Annotated in this window: 19 protein-coding genes and 1 riboswitch; of the genes, 12 read left to right on the top strand and 7 right to left on the bottom strand. The window is 62.3% G+C overall.

What is annotated here, in order from left to right:
- Nucleotides 1–115: 115 nt before the first annotated feature.
- Nucleotides 116–1147 carry a PstS family phosphate ABC transporter substrate-binding protein gene (locus tag LSG43_RS03660; protein ID WP_231801379.1) on the bottom strand — a complete coding sequence of 344 codons (1032 nt, stop codon included), beginning with the start codon at nt 1145–1147 and terminating at the stop codon, nt 116–118.
- 298 nt (nt 1148–1445) lie between these two features.
- The gene (locus LSG43_RS03655; RefSeq protein ID WP_231801377.1) at nt 1446–2717 is read right to left on the bottom strand and encodes a sensor histidine kinase; all 1272 of its coding nucleotides are present in this window, start codon (nt 2715–2717) and stop codon (nt 1446–1448) included.
- A gap of 136 nt (nt 2718–2853) precedes the next feature.
- On the opposite strand from LSG43_RS03655, the gene ppk2 reads away from it, so the two are divergent.
- Together ppk2 and LSG43_RS03645 are read left to right on the top strand one after the other, a co-directional pair.
- Nucleotides 2854–3696 carry a polyphosphate kinase 2 gene (gene ppk2 / locus LSG43_RS03650; protein ID WP_231801376.1) on the top strand — a complete coding sequence of 281 codons (843 nt, stop codon included), beginning with the start codon at nt 2854–2856 and terminating at the stop codon, nt 3694–3696.
- On the top strand, nt 3693–4625 hold the full coding sequence (locus LSG43_RS03645; protein WP_231801375.1) for a sugar kinase: 933 nt from the start codon (nt 3693–3695) through the stop codon (nt 4623–4625). Before ppk2 ends, LSG43_RS03645 begins: the two co-directional genes overlap by 4 nt.
- Here LSG43_RS03645 and LSG43_RS03640 read toward each other — a convergent pair.
- Entirely contained in the window at nt 4622–5878 is a 1257-nt protein-coding gene (locus LSG43_RS03640; RefSeq protein ID WP_231801374.1) for a DUF3422 family protein, read from the bottom strand. The genes LSG43_RS03645 and LSG43_RS03640 overlap by 4 nt on opposite strands.
- An 89-nt stretch (nt 5879–5967) precedes the next feature.
- Nucleotides 5968–6510 carry a DUF924 family protein gene (locus tag LSG43_RS03635; protein WP_231801373.1) on the bottom strand — a complete coding sequence of 181 codons (543 nt, stop codon included), beginning with the start codon at nt 6508–6510 and terminating at the stop codon, nt 5968–5970.
- 102 nt (nt 6511–6612) lie between these two features.
- On the opposite strand from LSG43_RS03635, the gene LSG43_RS03630 reads away from it, so the two are divergent.
- Nucleotides 6613–7710 (top strand): ATP-dependent DNA helicase, encoded by a 1098-nt coding sequence (locus LSG43_RS03630; RefSeq protein ID WP_231801372.1) that lies wholly within the window; start codon nt 6613–6615, stop codon nt 7708–7710.
- A 7-nt stretch (nt 7711–7717) separates the two neighbouring features.
- Here LSG43_RS03630 and LSG43_RS03625 read toward each other — a convergent pair whose 3' ends face one another.
- Nucleotides 7718–9601 (bottom strand): monovalent cation:proton antiporter-2 (CPA2) family protein, encoded by a 1884-nt coding sequence (locus LSG43_RS03625; RefSeq protein ID WP_231801361.1) that lies wholly within the window; start codon nt 9599–9601, stop codon nt 7718–7720.
- A 139-nt stretch (nt 9602–9740) separates the two neighbouring features.
- Here LSG43_RS03625 and LSG43_RS03620 point away from each other — a divergent pair, with 139 nt between their 5' ends.
- From LSG43_RS03620 to LSG43_RS03600, 5 genes are all read left to right on the top strand, one after another.
- Nucleotides 9741–10103: a GntR family transcriptional regulator gene (locus tag LSG43_RS03620; RefSeq protein WP_231801360.1), complete on the top strand. Its 363-nt coding sequence runs from the start codon at nt 9741–9743 to the stop codon at nt 10101–10103.
- Entirely contained in the window at nt 10096–10977 is an 882-nt protein-coding gene (locus LSG43_RS03615; protein WP_231801352.1) for an ABC transporter ATP-binding protein, read from the top strand. The genes LSG43_RS03620 and LSG43_RS03615 overlap by 8 nt, the downstream gene beginning before the upstream one ends.
- Nucleotides 10977–11861 carry a hypothetical protein gene (locus LSG43_RS03610; RefSeq protein WP_231801350.1) on the top strand — a complete coding sequence of 295 codons (885 nt, stop codon included), beginning with the start codon at nt 10977–10979 and terminating at the stop codon, nt 11859–11861. The genes LSG43_RS03615 and LSG43_RS03610 overlap by 1 nt, the downstream gene beginning before the upstream one ends.
- A 420-nt stretch (nt 11862–12281) precedes the next feature.
- Nucleotides 12282–12432: riboswitch (FMN riboswitch) on the top strand.
- 95 nt (nt 12433–12527) lie between these two features.
- Complete coding sequence (locus tag LSG43_RS03605; protein WP_231801348.1) at nt 12528–13415, top strand: DMT family transporter; 888 nt, start codon at nt 12528–12530, stop codon at nt 13413–13415.
- Nucleotides 13416–13737: 322 nt separating this feature from the next.
- The gene (locus tag LSG43_RS03600) at nt 13738–16380 is read left to right on the top strand and encodes a bifunctional diguanylate cyclase/phosphodiesterase (RefSeq protein WP_369412439.1); all 2643 of its coding nucleotides are present in this window, start codon (nt 13738–13740) and stop codon (nt 16378–16380) included.
- A gap of 3 nt (nt 16381–16383) precedes the next feature.
- Here the strand turns inward: LSG43_RS03600 and LSG43_RS03595 are convergent, their stop codons facing one another.
- A complete protein-coding gene (locus tag LSG43_RS03595) occupies nt 16384–17001 on the bottom strand; it encodes a DUF2062 domain-containing protein (RefSeq protein ID WP_231801346.1) in 618 nt (205 codons plus the stop codon).
- Nucleotides 17002–17216: 215 nt separating this feature from the next.
- On the opposite strand from LSG43_RS03595, the gene LSG43_RS03590 reads away from it, so the two are divergent.
- On the top strand, nt 17217–18725 hold the full coding sequence (locus LSG43_RS03590) for an inorganic phosphate transporter (RefSeq protein ID WP_231801345.1): 1509 nt from the start codon (nt 17217–17219) through the stop codon (nt 18723–18725).
- Here the strand turns inward: LSG43_RS03590 and LSG43_RS03585 are convergent.
- Complete coding sequence (locus tag LSG43_RS03585; protein WP_231801344.1) at nt 18722–19210, bottom strand: NUDIX hydrolase; 489 nt, start codon at nt 19208–19210, stop codon at nt 18722–18724. The two genes, LSG43_RS03590 and LSG43_RS03585, sit on opposite strands and share 4 nt — an antisense overlap.
- 196 nt (nt 19211–19406) lie before the next feature.
- Here LSG43_RS03585 and LSG43_RS03580 point away from each other — a divergent pair, with 196 nt between their 5' ends.
- The 3 genes from LSG43_RS03580 to LSG43_RS03570 all read left to right on the top strand — a co-directional run bounded on the left by LSG43_RS03580 (nt 19407) and on the right by LSG43_RS03570 (nt 22629).
- Nucleotides 19407–20912 carry a helicase HerA domain-containing protein gene (locus tag LSG43_RS03580; RefSeq protein ID WP_231801342.1) on the top strand — a complete coding sequence of 502 codons (1506 nt, stop codon included), beginning with the start codon at nt 19407–19409 and terminating at the stop codon, nt 20910–20912.
- Between the two features lie 84 nt (nt 20913–20996).
- A complete protein-coding gene (locus tag LSG43_RS03575; protein WP_231801340.1) occupies nt 20997–21905 on the top strand; it encodes an ROK family protein in 909 nt (302 codons plus the stop codon).
- A gap of 4 nt (nt 21906–21909) precedes the next feature.
- The gene (locus tag LSG43_RS03570) at nt 21910–22629 is read left to right on the top strand and encodes a copper homeostasis protein CutC (protein ID WP_231801338.1); all 720 of its coding nucleotides are present in this window, start codon (nt 21910–21912) and stop codon (nt 22627–22629) included.
- Nucleotides 22630–22650: the final 21 nt, after the last annotated feature.

Here is a 22650-nt window from a genome sequence, read left to right as displayed (position 1 = left end):
TGTTGTGCGCAGCCCTTGGCACGGGCCTGTATTATGGCGTTTCGAGCAATGCTCTAAGAAAAGCGGGGTGCGGAAGCGCCGCGGGGCGCTTCCGCTATGTCATGCAAGCGGCGGCTTATTCTTCGCCAGCCTGGATGCCTTCGTTGAAGTTGGCAACTTCCTGAGCGCGGAAATCAGCCGAGGCCGGGATCAGACCAGCTTCCTCCAGACGGCCGCCGGCACCGGCGATCGCGTCGGAAAGGAAGAAAGCAACGTACTCTTCGATGCCCGGGATCACGCCGACGTGCTGACCCTTGACGTAGAACTGGAGCGGACGCGACACCGGGTATTCGCCGGCAGCGATCGTGTCCATGGTCGGCTCGACGCCGGAAACCGTCGCAACCTTCAGGGTGTCGCGGTTCTGGTCGTAGAACGAAAGACCGAAGACGCCCATGGTGTCGGGGTTGGCTTCGAGGCGAGCGAGGGTCTCGGTGTAGTCACCGGCGATCTCGACCACAACGTCCTGGCGGAACGAAAGGCAAGCCGCTTCCATTTCGTCTTCGCCCATTTCGGGCAGCTCGGCAGCTTCACAGCCCGGCAGCACGACGTTTTCCTCGAACACTTCGCGGGTGCCGTGGTTGGAGGCCGGGATGGCGAGGGCGATCGCCTGATCAGGCAGGGAAGCGTCGATTTCCGACCAGTTGGTGTAGGGATTGTCGACCATTTCGCCGTCCATCGGGACCTGAGCGGCCAGGGCCTTGTAGACCTGGATCGGCTCAAGAGCGAAATCGGCCTTGTCGGCGCCAACGGCGAAGACGATGCCGTCGTAACCGATCACGATTTCACGGATGTCTTCAACACCTGCAGCGTGGCAAGCCTCGATTTCGCCTTCACGGATTTTGCGCGACGCGTTCGCGATGTCGATGGTGTTTTCGCCGACGCCTTCGCAGAACTGGCGCAGACCGCCCGAAGAACCGCCCGAACCGACGACCGGGGTGTTGAATTCGGGGTAAGCGGCGCCGAATTCTTCAGCAACGATCGAGGCGAAGGGGAGGACCGTGGAGGAACCAGCGATCTGGATGGTGTCACGGCTCTGCGCCTGCGCAGCGGTCGCGCCGAGCGTGGCGACAACGAGTGCAGCGGCGCTCGTCATAAGTGCGGTCTTCATGATCTCTTGCCTTCCTTTGAAAAGCATTTCAGGGCCTTGCGCCCCCTTTGGAAAAACTGACGAGACCAGCATTTTGCATGATCTCGACCCTTGACGGAGGCGCACCCTAAAACCGGCCCCTAACGCTTCTATGTCACTCAGGTGACAGTTGGATGACAATCTAAGCGACTGGGAAATAACGGCAAACTCGATCCGCGCAGGACCGGATGCGCGAACATGCCGCCTTTTGTTACAGAAATTTCAACGCATTCCGCCAAAGACCGACTCCGGCGGATCGCGCGCTCACAGCGATGCGCTACTAGCGCGGCAAGAGAATTTCGACTCGCGTCCCCTCGCCCACCGTCGAACGGATCGTCATCTCGCCGTGATGGCGCGATACGATGTGTTTGACGATGGCAAGGCCCAGGCCGGTGCCTTTCTTCTTGCGGCTCGATTCCGCGTCGACCCGGTAAAAGCGTTCCGTCAGGCGCGGCACGTGCTCCTGCGCGATACCGGGCCCGTAGTCGGTAACGGCAATGGCGTGATGGGCTCCCGTACGGCTCGCACCGGGGGTCAGCCCGATGTCGATCCGCCCGCCGTCCCCGCCATACTTAATGGCGTTGTCCGCAAGGTTCTCAAGGACTTCGAACAGTTCCTGGCGGTCGCCGATCACCGTAATCGGCTCGTCCGGTATGTCGAGACTGAGCTTGATGCCAGCATCCTCCAGACGCGGCTCAAGGCCTTCGGCGACCTCGCGCAGCAGCAGGTTGAGATTGACTTCGGTGGTCGGCTTGACGTGCTGGCGCAATTCGATGCGCGAGAGCGAGAGCAGGTCGTCGATCAGTCCGGACATCCGCTCGGCCTGATTGCGCATGATGCCGAGGAACCGGGCGCGGGCCGCCTCATCCTTGGCGGCAGATCCTTGCAATGTGTCGATGAACCCCATCAGCGAGGTTAGCGGCGTGCGCAATTCGTGGCTCGCATTGGCGACGAAGTCAGCGCGCATCCGGTCGGTGCGTTTTTGCTCGGTGAAGTCGAAAAGCGTAATCGTGACATAGTCTTCGCCGTCATCGCCCTCGGTGCGATACGGCACGACGGCGGCGCGGTACCAAGTGTCGTTGGGTACCGTCAGGTGCACTTCAACGTGCTGGGCCGCGCCGGTCAGCAGTGCCCTGTCGATAGCTTCGACGAGGTCGGGATCGCGCAGCGTGAAGGCAAGCGGATCGCCGGCCCGCGCGCGCGGAAACTGCTGCGCCGCGGCCGGGTTGTGATAGATCAGGACTGCCCGATCGTTGATGACCAGACAGGGCTGGGTGAGCGTATCGGCGAAGTGGGCGACCGGCGGCGCGATGCCCGGTTTGTCGTTCGCATCCTCGTTTTCCGCTGCAGGCCGCACAACGAGGCGTGTCGCCACCAGCGTTATCGCAATAACGGCAAGAACGCCCAGAACCGCATCGGACCAGGCAAGGCGCCCAAAGAACGCCAGCAGCAGAACGATCGCCGAGGCCCCGAGGCCAATGGCGTGCTCAGGGCTGACAGGCCCTCCGAAATGGGAGCGCAGCTTTGCCCTGTCGGTCCGGTTCCGGTTCATTGCAACAGACTCATCCATAGTGTCATTGCGCTTATCGTGGCCATATGACATTGCCATGATATTGGTCCGGGAAGACCAGACCCACGTGCGAGATGTACAAAGATATCCACACCCTGACGAGCAACGGACGCGTTTCATGCCAGAATTCGATCTCGACGACCCCAACCTCCCCAAGTCGATCAAAAAGAACGCCTTGAAGAGTGGCGGCTATCCGTACGACGAAACTCTGGATGGCGACGACTACGACGATCGGCTGCGAGCCTTGCAGATCGAGTTGGTCAAGCTCCAGCGCCATCTTCACGAAACCGGCGAGCGGGTGCTCGCGCTGTTCGAAGGCCGCGACGCGGCGGGCAAGGGCGGGACGATCAAGCGGATCCTTGAAAACCTTAATCCGCGCAACGCGCGCACGGTGGCCCTGCCCAAGCCGTCCGACCGCGAAGCCTCGCAATGGTATTTCCAGCGCTATGTCGCCCATCTTCCGGCAGGGGGCGAAATCGTGCTTTACGACCGCAGCTGGTACAACCGCGCCGTCGTTGAACCGGTCATGGGCTTTTCCACGGAAGCGCAAACCGAAGCATTCCTGCGAGAGGCGCCCCAATTCGAGCGCATGATCAAGTATGACGGCATCCACTTGTTCAAATTCTGGCTCGAGATCGGGCGCGAGATGCAGTTGAAGCGCTTTCACGAGCGGCGGCACGATCCGGTGAAGGTCTGGAAGCTGTCGCCCGTCGATCTGCGCGCGCTCGACATGTGGTCAGAATACACTGAGCGGCGTAATGCGATGTTCACCGCGACCGACACGCCGGATACGCCCTGGACGGTCATTCGGGCCAATGACAAGAAACGCGCGCGGCTTGCCGCGATCCAGTCCGTACTTTGGGCGATCTCCTACGAAGGCAAGGATTTCGGCGCGATCGGAGACATCGACGACAAGATCGTCATGTCGCCCGAAGCCTATCTCGCTTCGGCGGCGCAATGAGCAAACTTATCATTTCGGTCGGCGAGGCCATGGTGGAGCTGAGCGGCGGACAGCAGGACACCTACCGGCTGGGGTTCGCCGGGGACACCCTTAACACCGCCTATTACCTCAGGCTCGCGCTGGCCGCCGACTGGCAGGTGGACTATTTCACGGCGGTCGGGGACGATATCTACTCCGAACGGATGGTCGCCCATATCGCCGCAAGCGGCGTCGGTACCGAACTTATCACCAGGATCGCCGGCAAGCGTGCCGGCCTCTATATGATCCACCAGGCCGATGGCGACCGGCACTTTACCTACTGGCGCGATACGTCCGCCGCCAAATTGCTGGCGGACGACAAAGATCGGCTCGACGCCGCGCTCGGAAACGCGCAGGTCATCTACTTTTCAGGGATCACGCTTGCGATCCTTGCGCCCGAAGCCCGGGAGCGCCTCATCGCCGCGATCGGCGCACGCCGGCGCGCCGGCGCGATGGTGGCGTTCGATCCAAATATCCGGCCCGCGCTCTGGTCAAACGACGATGCCGTGCGGGACGCCCTTACGGCCGCGGCGCGCGTTGCGAGCCTCGTCCTGCCCACCCATGCCGACGAAGTCCGCTATTTCGGCGACACGGATGCGAGCGCTACGGCCGACCGCTACCTTGCCGGCGGCGCCGACGAAGTCGTGGTCAAAAACGGGGGCGACCCTGCATTGGTCGTCACGCGGGAGCGGCGCGTCAGCGTGCCGGCGGACAGCGTCGACAGCGTGGTCGATGCTACCGGCGCGGGCGACAGCTTCAATGGCGGATATATTGCCGCAAGGCTCTGCGGCGCCGACCCCGAGGCGGCAGCGCGCCAGGGCCATGCGACGGCAGGCGTGGTTATCGGCCATCATGGCGCACTCGTGCCGCGGGACGCGTTCGCCCTGAACGCCCAATCGCTAGGCGGTTAATGCGCCTTCTTGCGGATTGCCCGCATCGCGAGCCAGACACCCAGAAGCGCGAATGGCGCGGCGATGGATAGCGTCAGGGTCTTGTCCCAATCCAGCATCGAAAGCGGTCCGGCCAGCGCGTAACCTATGATGCCGAGCAGGTAGTAGGTGATCGCGATCGTCGAGAGCCCTTCGACCGTCCGCTGCAGACGGAACTGGCTCTTGGCGGTTTCGGCGATGGTTTCGAGCACCTTGGTGTTCTGGATCTGCATGTCGAGCCCGATGCGCAAATTCAACAGCTCGATGCCGCGCTCGATCTTGGCCGAAAGCACCGCGATCCGCTTGTTGAGCGCTTCGCAGGTGGCCAGCGCGGGCTCAACGCGATTGCCGATAAACGTGGTCAGCGACGAGCCCTGTCCCAGCGCCACTTCGCGCAGCTTCGCCAACCGCATCCGCAGGATTTCCCCGTACGCCTCGGCCGCCGCGAAGCGGTAGCCGAGTTTTTCAGAAATCTGGCCCGAACGTACCGACAAAGCGTGCAGACCGGCGAGCCGCTCCTGGATCTGTTCCGGCGTCGTTGCATCTGAAAGCCCTTCGATCAGACCTGCCAGGTCCGTTTCGACGGCCCTCAGGGAGGGGGCGGTTGTGCGCGCCAGGGGCAGAGCGAGGAGCGCCATGGTGCGATAGGTTTCGATTTCGAGCAGGCGGCGCAAGGTGATCGAGCGGCGGAAGGCCGACAGGCCGCCCGAGGCGAATTCGAAACGCGTGAAGCCGTCGGCGTCGGGCACAAAATCGGTCGCCACCTGCGCCTTGCCAGCCTCCACGGCCGCGGCGCACAGGCTTTCGGGGCGGAATGTTGCCAGAAGCGGCCCGGGCAGAGTTGCCGCTTCAATCAGATCGACCCGGGTCGCGCCGACGAGCCTGGCGCCGCCCAAAGCGTCGAGCCCCACATCGTCGGGCCAATTCTCGTTGTCAGCGAGCGAGGCGCGCCAGGTGACGGTGATGAACTCGGTATGAAATTCCCAGGTGACATGGCGTTCTTCGGTTTCGAAGCTGTACTGACGTGCCCCGTGGTGCCCGCAATCGATTCCGAGTGGCGCGGCGAAGTCCCGGAAGCGCTCGATGGCCGCCTGCATCGCTCCGGCCACCGGCGCGACCGCCAATACGATCCGCCGCACACGGATGCCGGCGTCGACGAGTTGCAGCGGACGCGCGTGTAACTCGGAGAGCGCCGCGTCTCGATCGGGGTGGAGGTCGGGATAAGGCGTGCCCACGGATGTTTCCCCTGTATCCGGTTCGGCGGGCACTCTAGCGCTTGGGGATGCTGCGACAAATGCGCCTTTGGTCCTGTGCGTTCGGCGGCTCAGAAGACGCTTTCGGACCGCTCCGCGATATAGGCCTCTTCCTCAGGCGTTGAAACGCGGCCCAAGGCGGCATTGCGCTTGGGGAAGCGCCCGAAGCGGGCGATGACGTCGCGGTGGTCGAGCGCATATTTGAGTAGGTCTTCATTGTCGAGCGACTTGAACAGCCTCACCGACTCCTCCTGGATGACAAGCGACTCCGCGTGTTGGAAGGGCATATAGGCAAAGAGCCGCTGGTGCGCGTCAAACCCGGTGTCGAGCCCGCGATAGACGATTTCCTGCGCAAGGCTTACCGCCATGGTGTCGGATGCAAAGGCCTGCGGCTGGCCGCGATAGAGCTGCCGCGAAAGCTGATCGAGCAGGATGATTTCGGCGAGGCGCCCCTCGGGCGTTTCGCGCCAGGTCCAAAGTTCGGCCCGGACCGCCTTCGCATGAACTTCCGAGAGGGCCTCGTGACACGCACGATCGAACGCGCGGTCGCCGCCGAACCAGTCATCCGGGCCGTATTGTTCGAACCAGAAGTCCAGGACGTCCTTGGGTTGCATCGTCGTTCCTCATCCAAACTGGTCAGTCATGCCGATGCCGCGCTAATGTCACGGCTCGCCTCGATGATTCTTTGCATTGTCCGCCCGGAGTGTCGCGCATAAATGGTTGTCTGGTCCACCCAGCAGGACGATGCGCTCAAGGCGGTTTCGGACTGGCTCAACGATCCCAATGGCAAGCAGGTTTTCCGGCTCTTCGGATGGGCCGGCACCGGCAAATCGACCTTGGCGCGTCATCTGGCGCAGGACGTCGACACGGTCAAATACGCCGCGTTCACTGGCAAGGCAGCGCTTGTCATGCGCAAGCGCGGCTGCAAAGGCGCCTCGACCATCCATTCGCTGATCTATACGCGCGTAAGCGAGAAAGAAGGCGAGCCGCGCTTCGTGCTCGATCCCGAATCGCCCGCGGCAGACGCCGACCTCATCGTCATCGACGAGGTTTCGATGGTGGACGAGGCGCTCGGACAGGATCTCTTGAGCTTCGGAACCAAGATTCTCGTCCTCGGCGATCCCTTTCAATTGCCGCCGGTGCAGGGCCAGGGCTTCTTCACGGCCGAAGAACCCGACGTCATGCTCACCGAAATCCACCGCCAGGCGCGCGACAATCCTATTGTGCGGCTCTCGCTCGACATCCGCGAAGGGCGTGGTCTCGACTATGGCCTATATGGCGAGAGCAAGGTCGTGTCGCGCCGGGATGTCGATCAGGCGGAAGTTCTCGCCGCCGATCAGGTGCTCGTGGGGCGCAACAAGACGCGGCTGCACTACAACAACCGCATTCGCGAGCTTAAGGGCTTGCCGGCGAACATACCGGTCAAGGGCGACAGGCTCGTATGCCTGCGGAACAATCCGCAGAAAAAGCTATTGAACGGGCAAATCTGGTCCGTCGCCGAAATCAAGAAGCGCGCCGGCGGCACGCTCGAACTCACCATCGATCCCGAGGACAGCGACCGCACCTCGGTCCAGACCAAAGTACGCACGCACCTGGGCTTTTTTACCGGCGACGATGCGGAGATGAGCTGGCAACTCCGCCGGCAATACGACGAATTCACTTATGGCTACTGCCTGACGGTCCACAAGGCGCAAGGCAGCCAGTGGGACCACGTCTATCTCTTCGATGAGAGCTTCGTCTTCCGCGAGGAGGCGCAGCGGTGGCTTTATACCGGTATCACACGCGCTGCGGAGCGGATCACCGTCGTGCGGTGAGAAGCGCTCACGCCCGTTCTTCCTTTGCCGTCCCGCGCTCCCGCGCTGAGACGATCTCCTCGGCTTCGGGATTGATCGCCGCGCCCTGGCGGCGCGGCTTGGTCAATGGCGAAGGCTTGGGAACGCCCGTATTGCCCTGGAGCAGATCGGCGCCGGCCATGAAGCCACCAGCCATCTGCATCTCGAGACGTTCGGCGTCGCGCAAGCGGACATCGTCCACGATTTCACGGGCCTCGCCGGCATCAACACCAAGTGCCATCAGGGCCTCGGTGCCGAAGACGAGAGCGGATTCGAGGGTTTCGCGGATCTGATAGTCCACGCCGAGCCGAACAAGTTCGAGCGCGTGCTGCCGGTCGAAGGCCCGGACGTAGAGCTTGGCGAGCGGATATTCGGACTTGACGTGTTCGGCAATCCGGGTCGCATCGTCGGGCTTGTCGATGCACACCAGGATCGCCGTTGCATTACCCGCTCCAGCGGCGTGGAGAATGTCTGGACGCGTACCGTCGCCATAATACACCTTGAAGCCGAAGTCGGCGGCAGCCCGGATCATCTCGACGTCGTTATCGATGATCGAGACGTCGACACCCTTGGCGAGCAGCGGCTGGCTGACCAGTTGCGCGAAACGGCCAAAGCCGATCATCAGCACGGAGCCCGACAGCCCATCGGGAACCTCCTCGACACCCTCGAGGTTGGCCTTGGGTTTGGGCAGCATCCGCGTCATCGCCATGATTGCCAATGGGGTCAATATCATCGAAACGATGACGGTGGCGTTGAGGATGGCCGCAATCTCGGCGTCCAAAATCCCGACCGACAGCGCCGAGGAAAAGAGCACGAAAGCAAACTCGCCCCCCTGCGCCATCAGCACAGCGCGCTCGACGGCTTCGGAATGCGAGGAGCGCAGAAACCGCGCGACGGCGTAAATGCCGGCCGATTTGACGATCATGTAGGCAACCACCGCGAGCAAAATCAGTGGATAGCTCTGGGCGATCACACCAAGGTCCAGCGACATGCCGACCGCGATGAAGAACAGTCCCAGGAGAATGCCGCGGAACGGTTCGATATCGGCTTCGAGTTGGTGCCGGAAAGTGGATTCGGAAAGCAGAACGCCAGCCAGGAAAGCGCCCATGGCCATGGAGAGACCGGACATATCCATTGCGAGGGCTGCACCGAGCACGACAAGCAGTGCTGCGGCGGTCATCACCTCGCGAGCGTGCGCGTTGGCGAGGATGCGGAACAGCGGGTTGAGGAGGAACCGCCCAACGATCACGAGCCCTGCAATAGCAGCGATGGCGATAGCGATCCCCGTCACCCGCTCGACGAACGAGACATCCTCCGCCTGCGGGGCGATAAACGCCACGAAGGCCAGGAGCGGGACAATGGCAAGGTCCTCGAGCAACAACACGGAAACCATCTTTTGACCCGGTGGCGCAGCGATCTCGCCGCGCTCCTCAAGGACCTGGAAGACGATGGCGGTGGAGGTGAGAACGAACCCCAGACCGGCAATGAGCGCGACGAGTGGCGGCAGGCCGATGACAACACCGGCCCCCGTCAGCAGCGCGGCGCAGGTCGCGACCTGGAGCACACCCAGCCCGAATATCTCCTTGCGCAGGCTCCAAAGCCGTCGCGGCTGCATTTCGAGCCCGATCACAAACAGGAACATCACGACGCCCAGTTCGGCCGTGTGAAGGATGGTTTCGGGCTCGCTGACGATGCGCAGGCCGAATGGGCCAATGGCGAGCCCTGCGGCGAGATAGCCGAGAACCGAACCCAGCCCGAACCGTTTGAAAATGGGCACGGCAATGACACCGGCGGCCAGAATGGCAACGACGGGGAACAGATCAAACCCATGCGCAGCGGCTTCTCCCGCTGCGTGTGCTGCGTCGCCTGCCATGCGTCCTCCGATGAATTGCAACGTCTCGCCCGCGACCGTAGAACGGGCCCATACACCGGGCAAGTGACCCCTTCGCAAATATCGCTTGTCAAATTCAATTTAGTGTACTACTCATGTAACACACTATGAGAGTTAATGCATGACACAATGGCGAGACGATACGCCGATCTTCATCCAAATCCGGCAGCAGATGATCGGGATGATCCTTGGCGGGACGATAGGCGAGGGCGATCCCCTGCCCTCCGTCCGGCAGGTGGCGACCGACCTGTCGGTCAACCCCCTGACCGTTACCAAGGCCTATCAGTCTCTCGTCGATCTGGAAATCGTGGAAAAGCGGAGGGGCCTCGGCATGTTCGTTCTCGCAGGCGCGCGCGAAAAGCTGCGCACATATGAACGTCAAAAATTTCTCGAGGAGGATTGGCCTGTGATCAAGGAGCGCATAGCGTCGCTCGGGCTGAGCCTCGACGATCTTCTCAAGCGTGAGGGCAAGGGTGATGAGTGAACAGCCAATCGTTTCGGCACGGGGACTCCGCAAACGCTTCGGCAAGACCGAGATTCTGCATGGGCTGGATTTCGACATCCCTGCGGGCCGCATCTACGGGCTCGTCGGGCATAACGGGGCAGGCAAGACCACAACCCTCAACGCGCTCCTGGGTCTGACCCAGTGCGAAGGGAAGATCGAGGTTCTCGGGGTCGATCCGTTCGCAAGCCGGACGCAGCTGATGAATAACGTCGCGTTCATTTCGGACGTCGCGTCGTTGCCCCGGTTTTTGAGAGTGCGCGAGCTGTTTGCACTTCTTTCGAACATTCATCCCAACTTCAGCCAGGACAAGGCACGCGAGTTCCTTTCTGGAACCGACATCCGGCCCGAAGCGAAGATCAAGAACCTCTCCAAGGGCATGATCGCGCAGCTTCACCTCGCCGTGGTGATGGCGATCGATGCGAAACTTCTGGTGCTCGATGAACCGACGCTGGGGCTCGACATCACCTACCGCAAACGGTTCTACCGCCGGCTGCTGGAAGACTACATGACCGAAGAGCGTACGCTCTTGATCACCACCCACCAGGTGGACGAGATCGAATTCATGCTTTCGGACATCATGTTCATCCGCGACGGCGAATTGATCGTGCACATGCAAATGGAAACGGTAAATGAGAAATACGCCCAGCTTGTCGTTTCCAACGCCGCGCATGCCGAAAGCGCCAAGGCGCTGGGCCCGATTTACCTCGAAGGCCGGTTCGGCCAGACGGTAATGATTTTCGATGGCGTGGACCGTGCCAAACTCAAGGCCCTGGGGCAGGTGTCGACCCCGACGTTGTCGGACCTTTTCGTTGCGTTGATGCAGCGCGAAACGTTCAACGCGGGAGCCGCCTGATGCGCGCCTTTGTAGCTCTTATCAAGCGCGAATATCTCGAACACAGGCTCGCGTTCGTCGTTGCGCCGATGGTGCTGATCGGCCTCATGCTCGCTGCGGCGCTTTACGGCATGGTCGGTCACTCGGTCGACGCAAGCTTTTCGGACGGGCCCTCGAGCGCGTTGCGGCTCTATGAGGCTCTGCTTTCGGTAACCGTGGCAGGCTGGTGGCTGTATCTGCTCGTCACGCTGATGTTTTACTATGCCAACGCCTTTTCCGCGGACAGCCGCAACAATGCGATGCTGTTCTGGAAGTCCATGCCGCAGTCGGACCTCAAGATCCTCTCGAGCAAGGTTGCTGCGGGGCTGACGATCTTCCCCGCGGCGATCCTTGTTGCGACGGTGCTTACGGCACTGATCGCCTATCTGCCCACCTACACCGTGGCCAACCTCCTGGCAGGCTTCAGCCCACCGTCGGCGGCAGAGGTTGCCGTAACGCTCCTCAACGTCGTCGCCATCGCGACAATGCTGTTTGTCACATCGTTGCTATGGTACCTGCCGTTCTACGGCTGGATCGGATTGCTGGGCACGGTTTTCGGCCGCTGGTCGATCCCGTTGTCGGTCCTCATCCCCGGCGTCATATCGCTGTTTGAAGCGATCGCAATGCGCAATTTCGAGCGCAGCGGCGGCTATGTGTGGCGGTTCCTTGAGAACAGGCTGACCTTCAACGTCGATGCGATCGATCTTGAAGCCGTCTGGGAAGGACAGGCCCGCCTTCAAGCGGGGCCAGTGATTACGCAGATGCTCATGCAGATCGACTGGATCGCGATGGCTGGCGGACTGGCCGTCGCCGTGCTGCTGATTTACGCCGCAAGCGAATACCGGCGGCGGTGCGTCCTTACCTGACGATTCGACGGACGGCGAAGTATGAATCATCTCTAAGGGCTTGAGAAGCCATCGATATCGGATACCCACTCACATTAGTTTGCGTGGGTTGGGGAGTGGGCCCGGCTTGCCAAATCGAGCAAAGCCATGCACCATCGAGGTGGTTTCAACCAAGTGAAAGGAGGTGATCCAATGTCTAGTGAGATCCGCGCATGCGGGAGCGGCTTTGGGTGTGAGGTGATTTTGGCGAGGCAGCCCTCGCTGAAATAGATCTCCTCTCCGAACCACTTGGTTGCAAGGGGTTCAGGCCACTCGCTGTGGCGATTTCATGGAAGGACCGCTCAGCTTGGGCGGTCCTTTTTTCTTTCCGTTCGCGCTTGCATCGGCGCACGGAGCGCTCTATCTCTGTCCCATCGGCATTTCACGATGGACTGTCGACGATAATGTTCTCAGGGCGGGGTGAAAGTCCCCACCGGCGGTAACGGACCACAGGTCCGAAGCCCGCGAGCGCTTCATGTCCCCGACATGAAGGTCAGCAGATTCGGTGCAATTCCGAAGCCGACGGTCACAGTCCGGATGGAAGAGAACGGGAATGACATTAAGGCACGTGCTCCGCGCTAGCGGAGGCGTCGTGCCGTCGATCCCGCATCCCCTGAGGTCACTGGTGGCATGCGAAAGGATCGACAGATGAGCCAGACGACCTCCTCACTTCCCCACGGTTCGGCGCTTACGGGCGCGGGGCTGATGCTTTTGGCCGGCATTGCCTTTGCCGGCATCAACATCACCGTTCAATGGGCCGGAATAGTCAGCGGGCTATCCTCGACCACGATCGCGTTCTGGCAGTATTTCCTCGCCTTTCTTTTCGCGTTGCCGCTCGTGTGGCGGCGCGGCTTCGGGGCCATGCGTACCCAGCGGCCGGTTCTGCACCTTGCCCGTGTCGCTTTGTCGGCCGCCGGCGTCCAAGTCTGGGTGTTTGCGCTCGCGCATGTGCCATTGTGGCAGGCGATCGCGCTTTCGATGACCTCGCCCTTTTTCGTGCTCGCGGGCGCGTCGCTGTTCCTGCGTGAACGCGTCACGCTGCAGCGGGTCGGCGCTACGCTCGTAGGCTTCATCGGCGCGCTGATCATCATCGCGCCTTGGTCGGAAGCATTCACTGCGTTTTCCCTACTGCCGGTCGTTGCCGCGGCGCTTTGGGCCGGCGCTTCGCTGATCACCAAGGAACTGACCAGGAGTGAGCGTCCGGAGTCGATCGCGCTCTACCTTCTTTTCCTTCTCTCGCCGATCAATTTCGCGCTTTATCTGGGCGCGGGCCTCGAAGTGCCGGCGATCGAGGGCTGGACGATATTGCTGACTGCCGGCGTTTTGACCGCGGCGGCACAATATCTTCTGACGCGTGCTTATGCAGCAGCCGACGCTGCCTACCTTCAGCCGTTCGAGGATCTGAAGCTGCCGTTCAATATCATCCTCGCATGGCTCGTCTTCGGCGCGGCACCGAACGCGGCGTTCTGGCCGGGCGCGGCGATGATCGTGCTGGGTTCGCTTTACATCATGCGTCAGGAAACGGGACGCCTCTAAGGCTCAACGGCGCAACGCAAAAAAGACGGCGGAATATGGAAGCGGACTTCCATATTGCCGCCGGAGGTTGCTCTTGCCCTTCGCGCTCTCGCGAAGACCTTCAGCATAAACATATTGGCGCGTGATTTCCAGACGGGATTGCACGCCGGCCAGCCAGGCCCCGCAAATGCCCGCGATCCGGCCTAATGCCGCCGGATCGCGGTGCGGCTTAAAGGCTGTATTAAGTCCTGTCGCCTACACAATGCCGACACGCGAGAAAAGGCACGGGACAGTGGCGGCAACAACGAGACCGACGGGCAGGCGCAGAATGGTGCCTAGAGGCTTGCGCGCTCTGTTCCGCGCGAACAACATTCCGGCGATCATTGCGCTTGCCGTCACGCTCATTGCCGCCTTCTTTGCCGAGTATCAGAACCGCGCCTATTTCGAACAGAGCCAACGCAGCGCGGTACTCGACCACCTGTCGCTGGTGCGCGCGCGGCTTGAGGGCAAGATCAACGCCAACATTCACCTCGTGCATGGACTGGTGGGGACCATCACCGTCGAGCCGGACATGAGTCAGGAGCGCTTTGCGCGGCTGGCGTCCCACGTGTTCGAACAGAACAATCAGTTACGCAACGTCGCCGCCGCCCCGGATCTCGTCGTGCGCATGGTCTACCCGCTCGCGGGCAACGCATCGGCGCTCGGGCTGGACTACAACGCCCATCCCGACCAGCGCGATACGGCGCTGCGCGCCCGGGACACCGGCCGGATGATCCTTGCGGGCCCCGTTAATCTCGTCCAGGGCGGAACCGGCTTCATCGCCCGGTTCCCCGTATCTTACAGGGATGCGCTCGGCCAATCGCATTTCTGGGGTATTGTTGCGGCGGTCATCGACGCCGACGCGCTCTATGCCCAGGCCGGTCTCGACGATCGTGAGAGCCCCTTTGAAGTCGCGATATCCGGACCCGACGGGACGGGCGCGGACGGTCCCGTCTTCTGGGGTGATCCGGCCATCCTGCGCGACAATCCCGTGACCGCGACGGTGGAACTGCCCACGGGAAGCTGGCTCCTTTCGGCCCACCCGACCGGTGGCTGGCGTTCGATGCCGCCCAATACCTGGCAGTTGCGGCTTATCATGGCGATCTGCGCGGCGCTGGTGTTGATCCCCATCCTGCTCGCGGGACGCCTGAGCGAAGAGCGCCGCCGCCGGGTGATCGAGCAGCGACGGCGCGAACTCGAACTCTCGCGGCTTTCGCGCCGCCTCGAGCTGGCGCTGGCGACCTCACAGGTCGGGGTCTGGGAGATGAACATCGTCACCGGCGACCTCTCATGGGACGACAGGATGAACGAGATTTATGGCCTGCCGGTCGATGGCGGGCCGCGCGACTACTCCCATTGGCGCAATGCGCTGCACCCGGACGATTTCGAGCGCGCCGAGCGCGACTTCAACGAAGCAATCCGGTCGGGCTCGCGCTATATATCCAACTATAGGGTCATCGCACGCTCGGGGGAGATCCGGCACATCCGGGCCATTGGCGCTGTCTATCAGGATCCGGGCACCAGTCCGCGCATTGTGGGCGTCAACTGGGACGTCACGGCGGATGCAAAGCTTTCCGAAGCGCTCATGCGCGCCAAGACGCAGGCCGAAGCCAAGAATCTCGAGCTCGAAACCGCCAAGGCGCGGATCGAGCACAATGCTCTTCACGACCCCCTGACGGGCTTGCCCAACCGCCGCTATCTCGACGAGGCGCTGGAATCCCACGCGCACCACGCAGAAAACCAGCACACCGAAGTTTCAATTCTCCATATAGACCTTGATCGCTTCAAGCAGATCAACGACACGCTGGGGCACGCGGCTGGGGACGCGATGCTCGTCCACGCCGCCGAAATCCTCAAGTCGGCTGTCCGCCCTGACGATTTTGTGGCGCGGATCGGCGGCGACGAATTCGTCATCATGTGCGTAGGCCGCAAATCGTCCAGCGATCTGCGGCAACTCTCCGAGCGCATCATCGGCGCCATGCGTCAGCCCGTCACCTATCAGGGACACGAGTGCCGGTTCGGCGTTTCGATCGGCATTGCGAGCGGGAACTGCGAAGCCATCTCGCCCAAGCAGTTGCTGATCAACGCGGACATCGCGCTTTACCGCGCCAAGCGGCGGGGGCGCAGCCGGTACGAGTTTTTCTCCGAAGAGTTGCAGGCCGAGATCGTCAACACCAAGCGCACGGCGGACGAGATTCTCAATGGCCTCGAAACCAACGCCTTCATCGCCCACTACCAGCCTCAATTCGACGCAAGGACGCTCGACATCGTCGGGTTCGAAGCGCTCGCGCGCTGGCAGCATCCCACCGAGGGTTTGCTCGGGCCCGACCATTTCCTGGACATCGCCGAGGAGCTCAACGTCGTCGCCGTGCTCGACAAGCTGATCCTCGAGCAGGCCATGGCCCAGCGCGCCGAATGGGCCCGCATGGGAATCGCCGTTCCCCGCATTTCGGTCAACGTTTCGGCACGGCGGCTGGCGGACGAAACGCTCGTCGATACGCTCAAGGCGCTCAATATCGCGCCGGGCACCGTCTCATTCGAACTGGTGGAATCGATCTACCTCGACGAGAGCGACACACTGGTCTCCTGGACCATCGACCAGATCCGCGAACTCGGCATCGACATCGAAATCGACGATTTCGGCACGGGCTACGCCTCGATCGTCAGCCTTTTGCAGCTTCAGCCCAACCGGCTCAAGATCGACCGGCAGCTGATCATGCCCATCACGGCGTCCCAAGCGCAGCGGGGACTGGTGAGTTCGATCATCGACATCGGTGCCTCGCTCGGTGTCGAGGTCGTTGCCGAGGGCGTCGAAACGCTCGAACACGCCCATATCCTCAAGGAGATGGGGTGCAACATCCTGCAAGGCTACGTTTTTGCGCGCCCGATGAGCGGAGAAGACATTGCCGGCTTTGTCCGGTCGAACCGCTGGCGGAAAACCGGCTGATCCCTATCGCCCCGAATGTCCGTTGGCGGCACCCGGCGGGGCCTTGCTGTTGCCGCGCCGCGCGGCCAGCCTGGCACGGCGCGCGATCTGGAAGCTGGTGACGACCCCGCGCACCAGGATATAGAAAAACGCCCAGGTAAAAAGGGCCAGCGGCAGCGCACCGACCATCATGGTCTGAAAGAGCGGCAGGATCTGGCCTAGATCGAGTGCAAACAGACCTCCCGAGAGGGCTTCGGTGTTTTCAGCACTCATCCGTACCGCCTGCGTGCCAGGCGTCTTGAACAGGCCAAGGATGGCGCTGCCGAACTGGTAACTCAGCGAGAAGAACAACGGAAACGTGACCGGATTGCCCCAGGCTGTGCCGATGGCCGCTGCGAGCATATTCCCGCGCGTTACGAAAGCCAGGACGAACCCCAAAAAGAAATGCAGCCCGACAAGCGGAAAAACCGAAACGGCCGCACCCGAGGCAACGCCCGCGCCGATCGCATGCGGGCTGGCGCTCAGCCGCAACACCTTTTTCTGCAGGTATGTGAGATAGCGGCGTAACCCCATGCGGGGCCAGATCATGTCCCGGACCCGCTCGTTTACCGATTTTTTGCGCGGGCCGCTGGGGGTGGACATAAAGGCTTTCTCTCCGGGGGCTGGAAACGTTCCTTCATGTAAACTAAACCCCGAGGGGAGCTGTTTCCAGAGATTTGGGCCCACAGATCGCAGAAAATGCCCTCACAGGAAACGGATGATTTATGACGATGTCATCACAATAGAGTGGCAAACGACACCCCTCTGCTATAGAGGCGGCCCGAAGGTACCCAGCGCAATCGCGACACGAAAGATTCATGGCCAAAAGTGCAATCGATAAGGACCTCAAGCGGGTCGACCAGTTGAAAGCCGCGACCCGGGACAGTTCCCGTGCCATGGCAGCACCGGGGCTGGCTCTGATCTTTCTGCTCGCGACCCTGACCTGGGCGATTTTCACCGCGTCGGGCAGTCCGTTGAGCTACCTGGTGATGATTGCGACGGTCATCGCCGCCTATATGGCCCTCAATATCGGCGCCAATGACGTTGCGAATAATATGGGACCGGCAGTCGGGGCGAGAGCCTTGACCATGGGCGGGGCACTGGCGATCGCTGCGATTTGCGAAGCTGGTGGCGCGCTGCTTGCCGGCGGTGACGTGGTTTCAACGATTTCGCGCAGCATCATAACGCCGGAGACCACGCTGGGGACCACCGCTTTCATCATGATCATGATGGCCGCGCTATTGTCATCGGCGCTTTGGGTCAACCTTGCGACACTGCTCGGCGCGCCGGTTTCCACGACCCATTCGGTGGTCGGCGGCGTGGTCGGCAGCGGCATTGCGGCGGCCGGTTTCGGTGCGATTATCTGGCCAACCATGGGCAAGATCGCCGCGAGCTGGGTGATTTCGCCCGTCTTGGGCGGCGTGATGGCGGCGGCCCTGCTCGCTCTGGTCAACGCCACCATCCTTTTCAAGCCCAACAAGGTTGACGCTGCCCGAATTTGGGTTCCGGTGCTCGTCGCCCTCATGAGCGGGGTTTTCGCCATGTACATGGCGATGAAGGGCTTGAAACGGGTTTGGTCGTTCGAGCCCCACGAAGTGCTTTTCCTGGGGCTGGTTCTCGCGGGGGTGGGTTGGGCCCTGACAATCCCGTGGGTGCGGGGTCGTACCGGCAGGATGGAGAACACCAACAAACAGGTGGGTACGCTCTTCCGGGTCCCGCTGATATTCGCTACGGCGCTGTTGAGCTTCGCCCATGGTGCCAACGACGTGGCCAATGCCGTTGGCCCCCTCGCGGCGATTGTCGCTGCGGTCGGAAATGGCGCCGCCATTTCGGACGGTGCCGTAACCCTTCCCATCTGGGTGCTGGCCATCGGTGCGCTCGGTATTGCGCTCGGACTGGCCCTGTTTGGCCCGCGGCTTATCCGGACCGTCGGCGAACAGATCACCAAGCTCAACGAAATCCGGGGCTATTGCGTTGCCCTTGCGGCGGCCATCACCGTCCTGATCGCTTCGGCGCTCGGGCTGCCCGTGTCTTCAACCCACATCGCAATCGGCGCCGTCTTCGGCGTGGGTTTTTTGCGCGAGGGCTTTTCCAACCGCGGTATCCGGAACAAGGCCGTGAGCCCGGAAGGCGTCTTCTTGAAAACCAGTCACCTCAACAAGACGCCCGAGGAAGCCGTGTCGAATTTTCAGAAGCGCCAGCGCCGCTATCTTGTGCGGCGCCAGCACGCCTTTTCAATCGGCGCCGCGTGGGTCATCACGGTTCCGGCGTCTGCCCTGCTGTCAGCAGCGCTGTATTTTGCGATGTCGGCGCTCTTCGGCTTCTAGCGCGTTTCTTCGTCCCTGGCCCTCGACTGCTCGCGGCTCGCCAGAGCGACCGCAAGGTCGGCGAGCCCGTCGTGGGTGATCAGACGCTTGGCTTCACGGAGAACGGCCCAGTGCCGGTATCGCTGTCCCATCTCCTTCCAGTCGTCGCGCTGGCGGGTCACTTTGAGCGGGAACACCTTGACCTCGACTGGCGCCGGGCGTTCATCGGTAACAGGCAGAAAGTAGGATCCTATCGGCGTTTGTTCGATCTCGCCTTCGACGCCCGCCTCTTCATAGGCTTCATGCGCTGCGGTTTCCCAGGGCGTCATACCTTCGATCTGCCGGCCCTTGGGGAAGATCCACTTCCCCCGGCCACGCGAGGTCACAAGCAGCACAACGATTTGCCCGTCCACGAAGGTATAGGGCAATGCACCGAACTGCGGACCACCGGGCTCTGGCCTGCTGGTCTTCAAACGGCTGAACATGGCGACCACGCGATCGAGCATGAAAAAAGTTATCCTTGGTTGCGCTATTGTGATTGTGCCTGATTCGCACGACTACGCTGCCATAGGGTTGTGCGTAAAGCCATTGCAAGGGTTGCCGGACGTGCGGCCCCCGATGCTAGATTTGCCATAGGCGTGTTCGCGCCGCCGCCAAAGAATCACCCGAGCATCTGCAGACTGACCGGAGACGAAAGCAGCAATGACTGTGGCGATCGACATGGGCACTAGCAATACCGGCAGCCCCGCCCGACTCGATCTCGAAGAATTGCTCGCCACGCGCCTTCTGGTGCAGGGCAATTCGGGCTCGGGCAAGTCGCATCTGTTGCGCCGGCTGCTCGAGCAGAGCGCCAGCTGGGTGCAGCAATGCGTCGTCGACCCCGAAGGCGACTTCGTGACGCTGGCGGAAAAGTTCGGTCACGTCGTCGTTGAAGCCGACCGCTCCGAGCATGAATTGACCCGCATCGCCGGACGCATCCGGCAGCACAGGGTTTCCGTAGTCCTCAATCTCGAGGGCCTCGAGGCGGACGCCCAGATGCGGTGTGCCGCCGCGTTTCTTGGTGGGCTCTTCGATGCCGAGCGGGACTACTGGTATCCCATGCTGGTGGTCGTAGACGAAGCGCAGCTTTTCGCCCCGGCGGCGGCCGGCGAAGTGTCCGATGAAGCGCGCAAGCTCTCGCTCGGCGCCATGACCAACCTCATGTGTCGCGGCCGCAAGCGCGGACTTGCGGGTGTGATCGCGACCCAGCGGCTTGCAAAACTCGCCAAGAACGTCGCCGCTGAGGCGTCGAACTTCCTGATGGGCCGGACCTTTCTCGATATCGACATGGCGCGGGCGGGCGACCTTCTGGGGATGGACAAGCGCTCGACCGAGATGTTCCGCGACCTCGAGCGCGGGCATTTCATCGCGCTCGGGCCGGCGCTGGCGCGGCGTCCACTCAATATCGCGATCGGCGCTGTCGAGACCCAGGCGCGCTCGACAAGCCCAAGGCTCATGCCGTTGCCCGAGGCACGTGGCGAAGATGCGGCGGAGCTGATCTTCACCCCCGGTGCGGACGAAGATATTCGTCAGCCCGTCCGCCGGACGCCACAGCCAGCGCCGCGCCCGACGGCTGATATTCTGGCGCAATTGAGCGCACCGCCGCCCGAGCCGCCGGATGCGGGGCTTTTCCCCGAGATCGACGAAAAAGAACGGGAAGACGCCATCGCCGCAGTTCTTGCGGAAATCCTTGAGGACCCGGATGCGAGCTACCGGTCCGTCGCCGTTCTCTATCAGGATTTTCTCGTCAGATGCCGCATTCGCCGTGTGCCTGGTGCGCCGCCCGATCTTGCCGATTTCAAGCGCCGCTTTGCCGTGGCCCGGGCTGGGGTGGATACCGGGACCGAACAGAGCGAGGTCTGGCAGCAGGCGATGGCGCTTGCCCAGACGCTGAGCGACGATCTTCAGGGCGTCTTTCTCGTTCTCGCCCGTGCGGCCGTTGCCGGCCACCCCTGTCCATCGGACGCTACGCTGGCACGTGCCTATGGCAGTCACTCGACCGGCCGCGCGCGGCGCGTGCTCGCGCATTTCGAAGAGCGGGACCTCATCGTGCTGCGCGAGGACTATTCGGGAAACCGCATCGCCGCCTTTCCCGATCTGGGATGTGAAACCGGTCCGGGCGACCCGAATGGCCCGGCAGCAGGCGATGTCCCGGCGGCGGCGGAATAAGGTTTCCGCGATCGCAAAACTATTGATGGCATTTAACATAAACTGAACTTGTATTGCGCTGAATTCAGCTTAGCGTGCGCGCCCATGATCTATGGGTTCGACATCGGGGGCACAACGATCAAGGGCAATTTTGCCTTTGATGCCAATGGTATTGGCGATCCGGTCCGGGTGTCCACGCCAGCGCGGGATTTCGATGCCTTTGTCGAGGCGCTGGAGGCGCTGATTGCGCAAGCGCCGCAGCGCCCCAAGGGCGTGGCGATATCGATCACGGGGGTAGTCGACCCTGAAACCGGCCGTACGATCTGCGCCAATATTCCAGCGATCGACGGGCTCAAGCTCGAGGAACGCCTTGCCGACCGCCTCGGCGCTCCCGTGATCGTCGCCAATGACGCCGACTGCTTCGCGCTTGCCGAAGCCGAACTCGGCGCCGGACGCGGGCGCCCGATCGTTTTCGGCGCCATCCTGGGCACGGGCGTCGGCGGCGGGCTCGTCGTCGACGGCGCGCTGGTGAACCGGGGCGGTGGCTATGCGGGCGAATGGGGGCACGGCACCATCCTCGCCACTCGGGCCGGCGACCCGCCGCGCGATATCCCGCATTTTGCGTGCGGATGTGGCCGCAAGGGGTGTGTCGACACCGTCGGCGGCGCGCGGGGGCTTGAGCGGCTCCACGCGCATCTGAGCGGCCAGTCGCTATCGAGCGAAGCCATTCTCGCGGCATGGGCCGCTGAAGACGCCGCTGCAAAAGAAACACTCGGCGTCTATATCGAGCTCGTCTCGGCACCGCTCGCGCTCGCGGTCAACGTGACCGGTGCCGACGTCGTGCCGGTAGGCGGCGGGCTCTCGAAGGATTTTGCGTTGGTTGCCGCGCTCGACGGGGCCGTCCGCAGCCGCATTCTGCGGCGGATGGACCGCCCGCTCGTGGTGCCGGCGCAATGCCGGACCGAGCCGGGTTTTCTCGGAGCATGTTTATTAGGTCTACGGCAGTTTGAGTAACAAAGTGATTCTGGAAGTATGCGTTGATGACGCCGACGGCCTTGACGCCGCGGTGGAAGGCGGTGCCGACCGCATCGAGCTCTGTTCCGCGTTGGCATTGGGCGGGCTCACCCCCTCGCCCGGGCTTGTCAAGCAGGCCGTGGACTGCCCCGTGCCCGTTTACGCGATGATCCGCCCCCGTCCCGGCGATTTCGTCTATTCGGATGCGGCGGTGGGAACCATGATGAATGATATCGACTACATCCGGCATCATGGGCTCGACGGAGTGGTTTTCGGCGCAAGCCTGCCCGACGGGCGGCTCGACGCCGGGGTACTGGCGGCGCTTTCGGCTCGCGCGCAAGGGTTGGGACGTACACTTCACCGCGCGTTCGATCTCGTTCCGGAGTTCGACAAGGCGGTCAACCTCGCTGTCGAATTGGGATTCGAGCGCATATTGACCTCCGGCGGCGCGCCGGCTGCGCCCAAGGGACTGGCTGCTTTGCATGCGATCACGGCCTACGCCGGCGACCGTATCGCCATCATGCCCGGCGCGGGGATCAATGCCGCCAATGTCGGGGAGGTGCTCGGCATCGAAGGGATCTCGGAAATCCACGCCTCGTGCTCGATGGAGGTCAAGGCCCCCGGGAGCCCGGCGCAAAAGCTCGGTTTTGAAACCCCAGGCCGCAGAGTAACCTCCGCCGAGATCGTAAAGAACCTCAAGCACGCGATCGCCAGCTTGAAATAATCCCGGCGTCCGCCGCCGCGC

This window comes from Pelagibacterium xiamenense (assembly GCF_021166475.1).
GTDB classification, from domain to species: Bacteria; Pseudomonadota; Alphaproteobacteria; order Rhizobiales; family Devosiaceae; genus Pelagibacterium; species Pelagibacterium xiamenense.
Note: the sequence above shows the minus strand (reverse complement) of the source record. Positions and strands in the feature narration are given on the sequence as shown.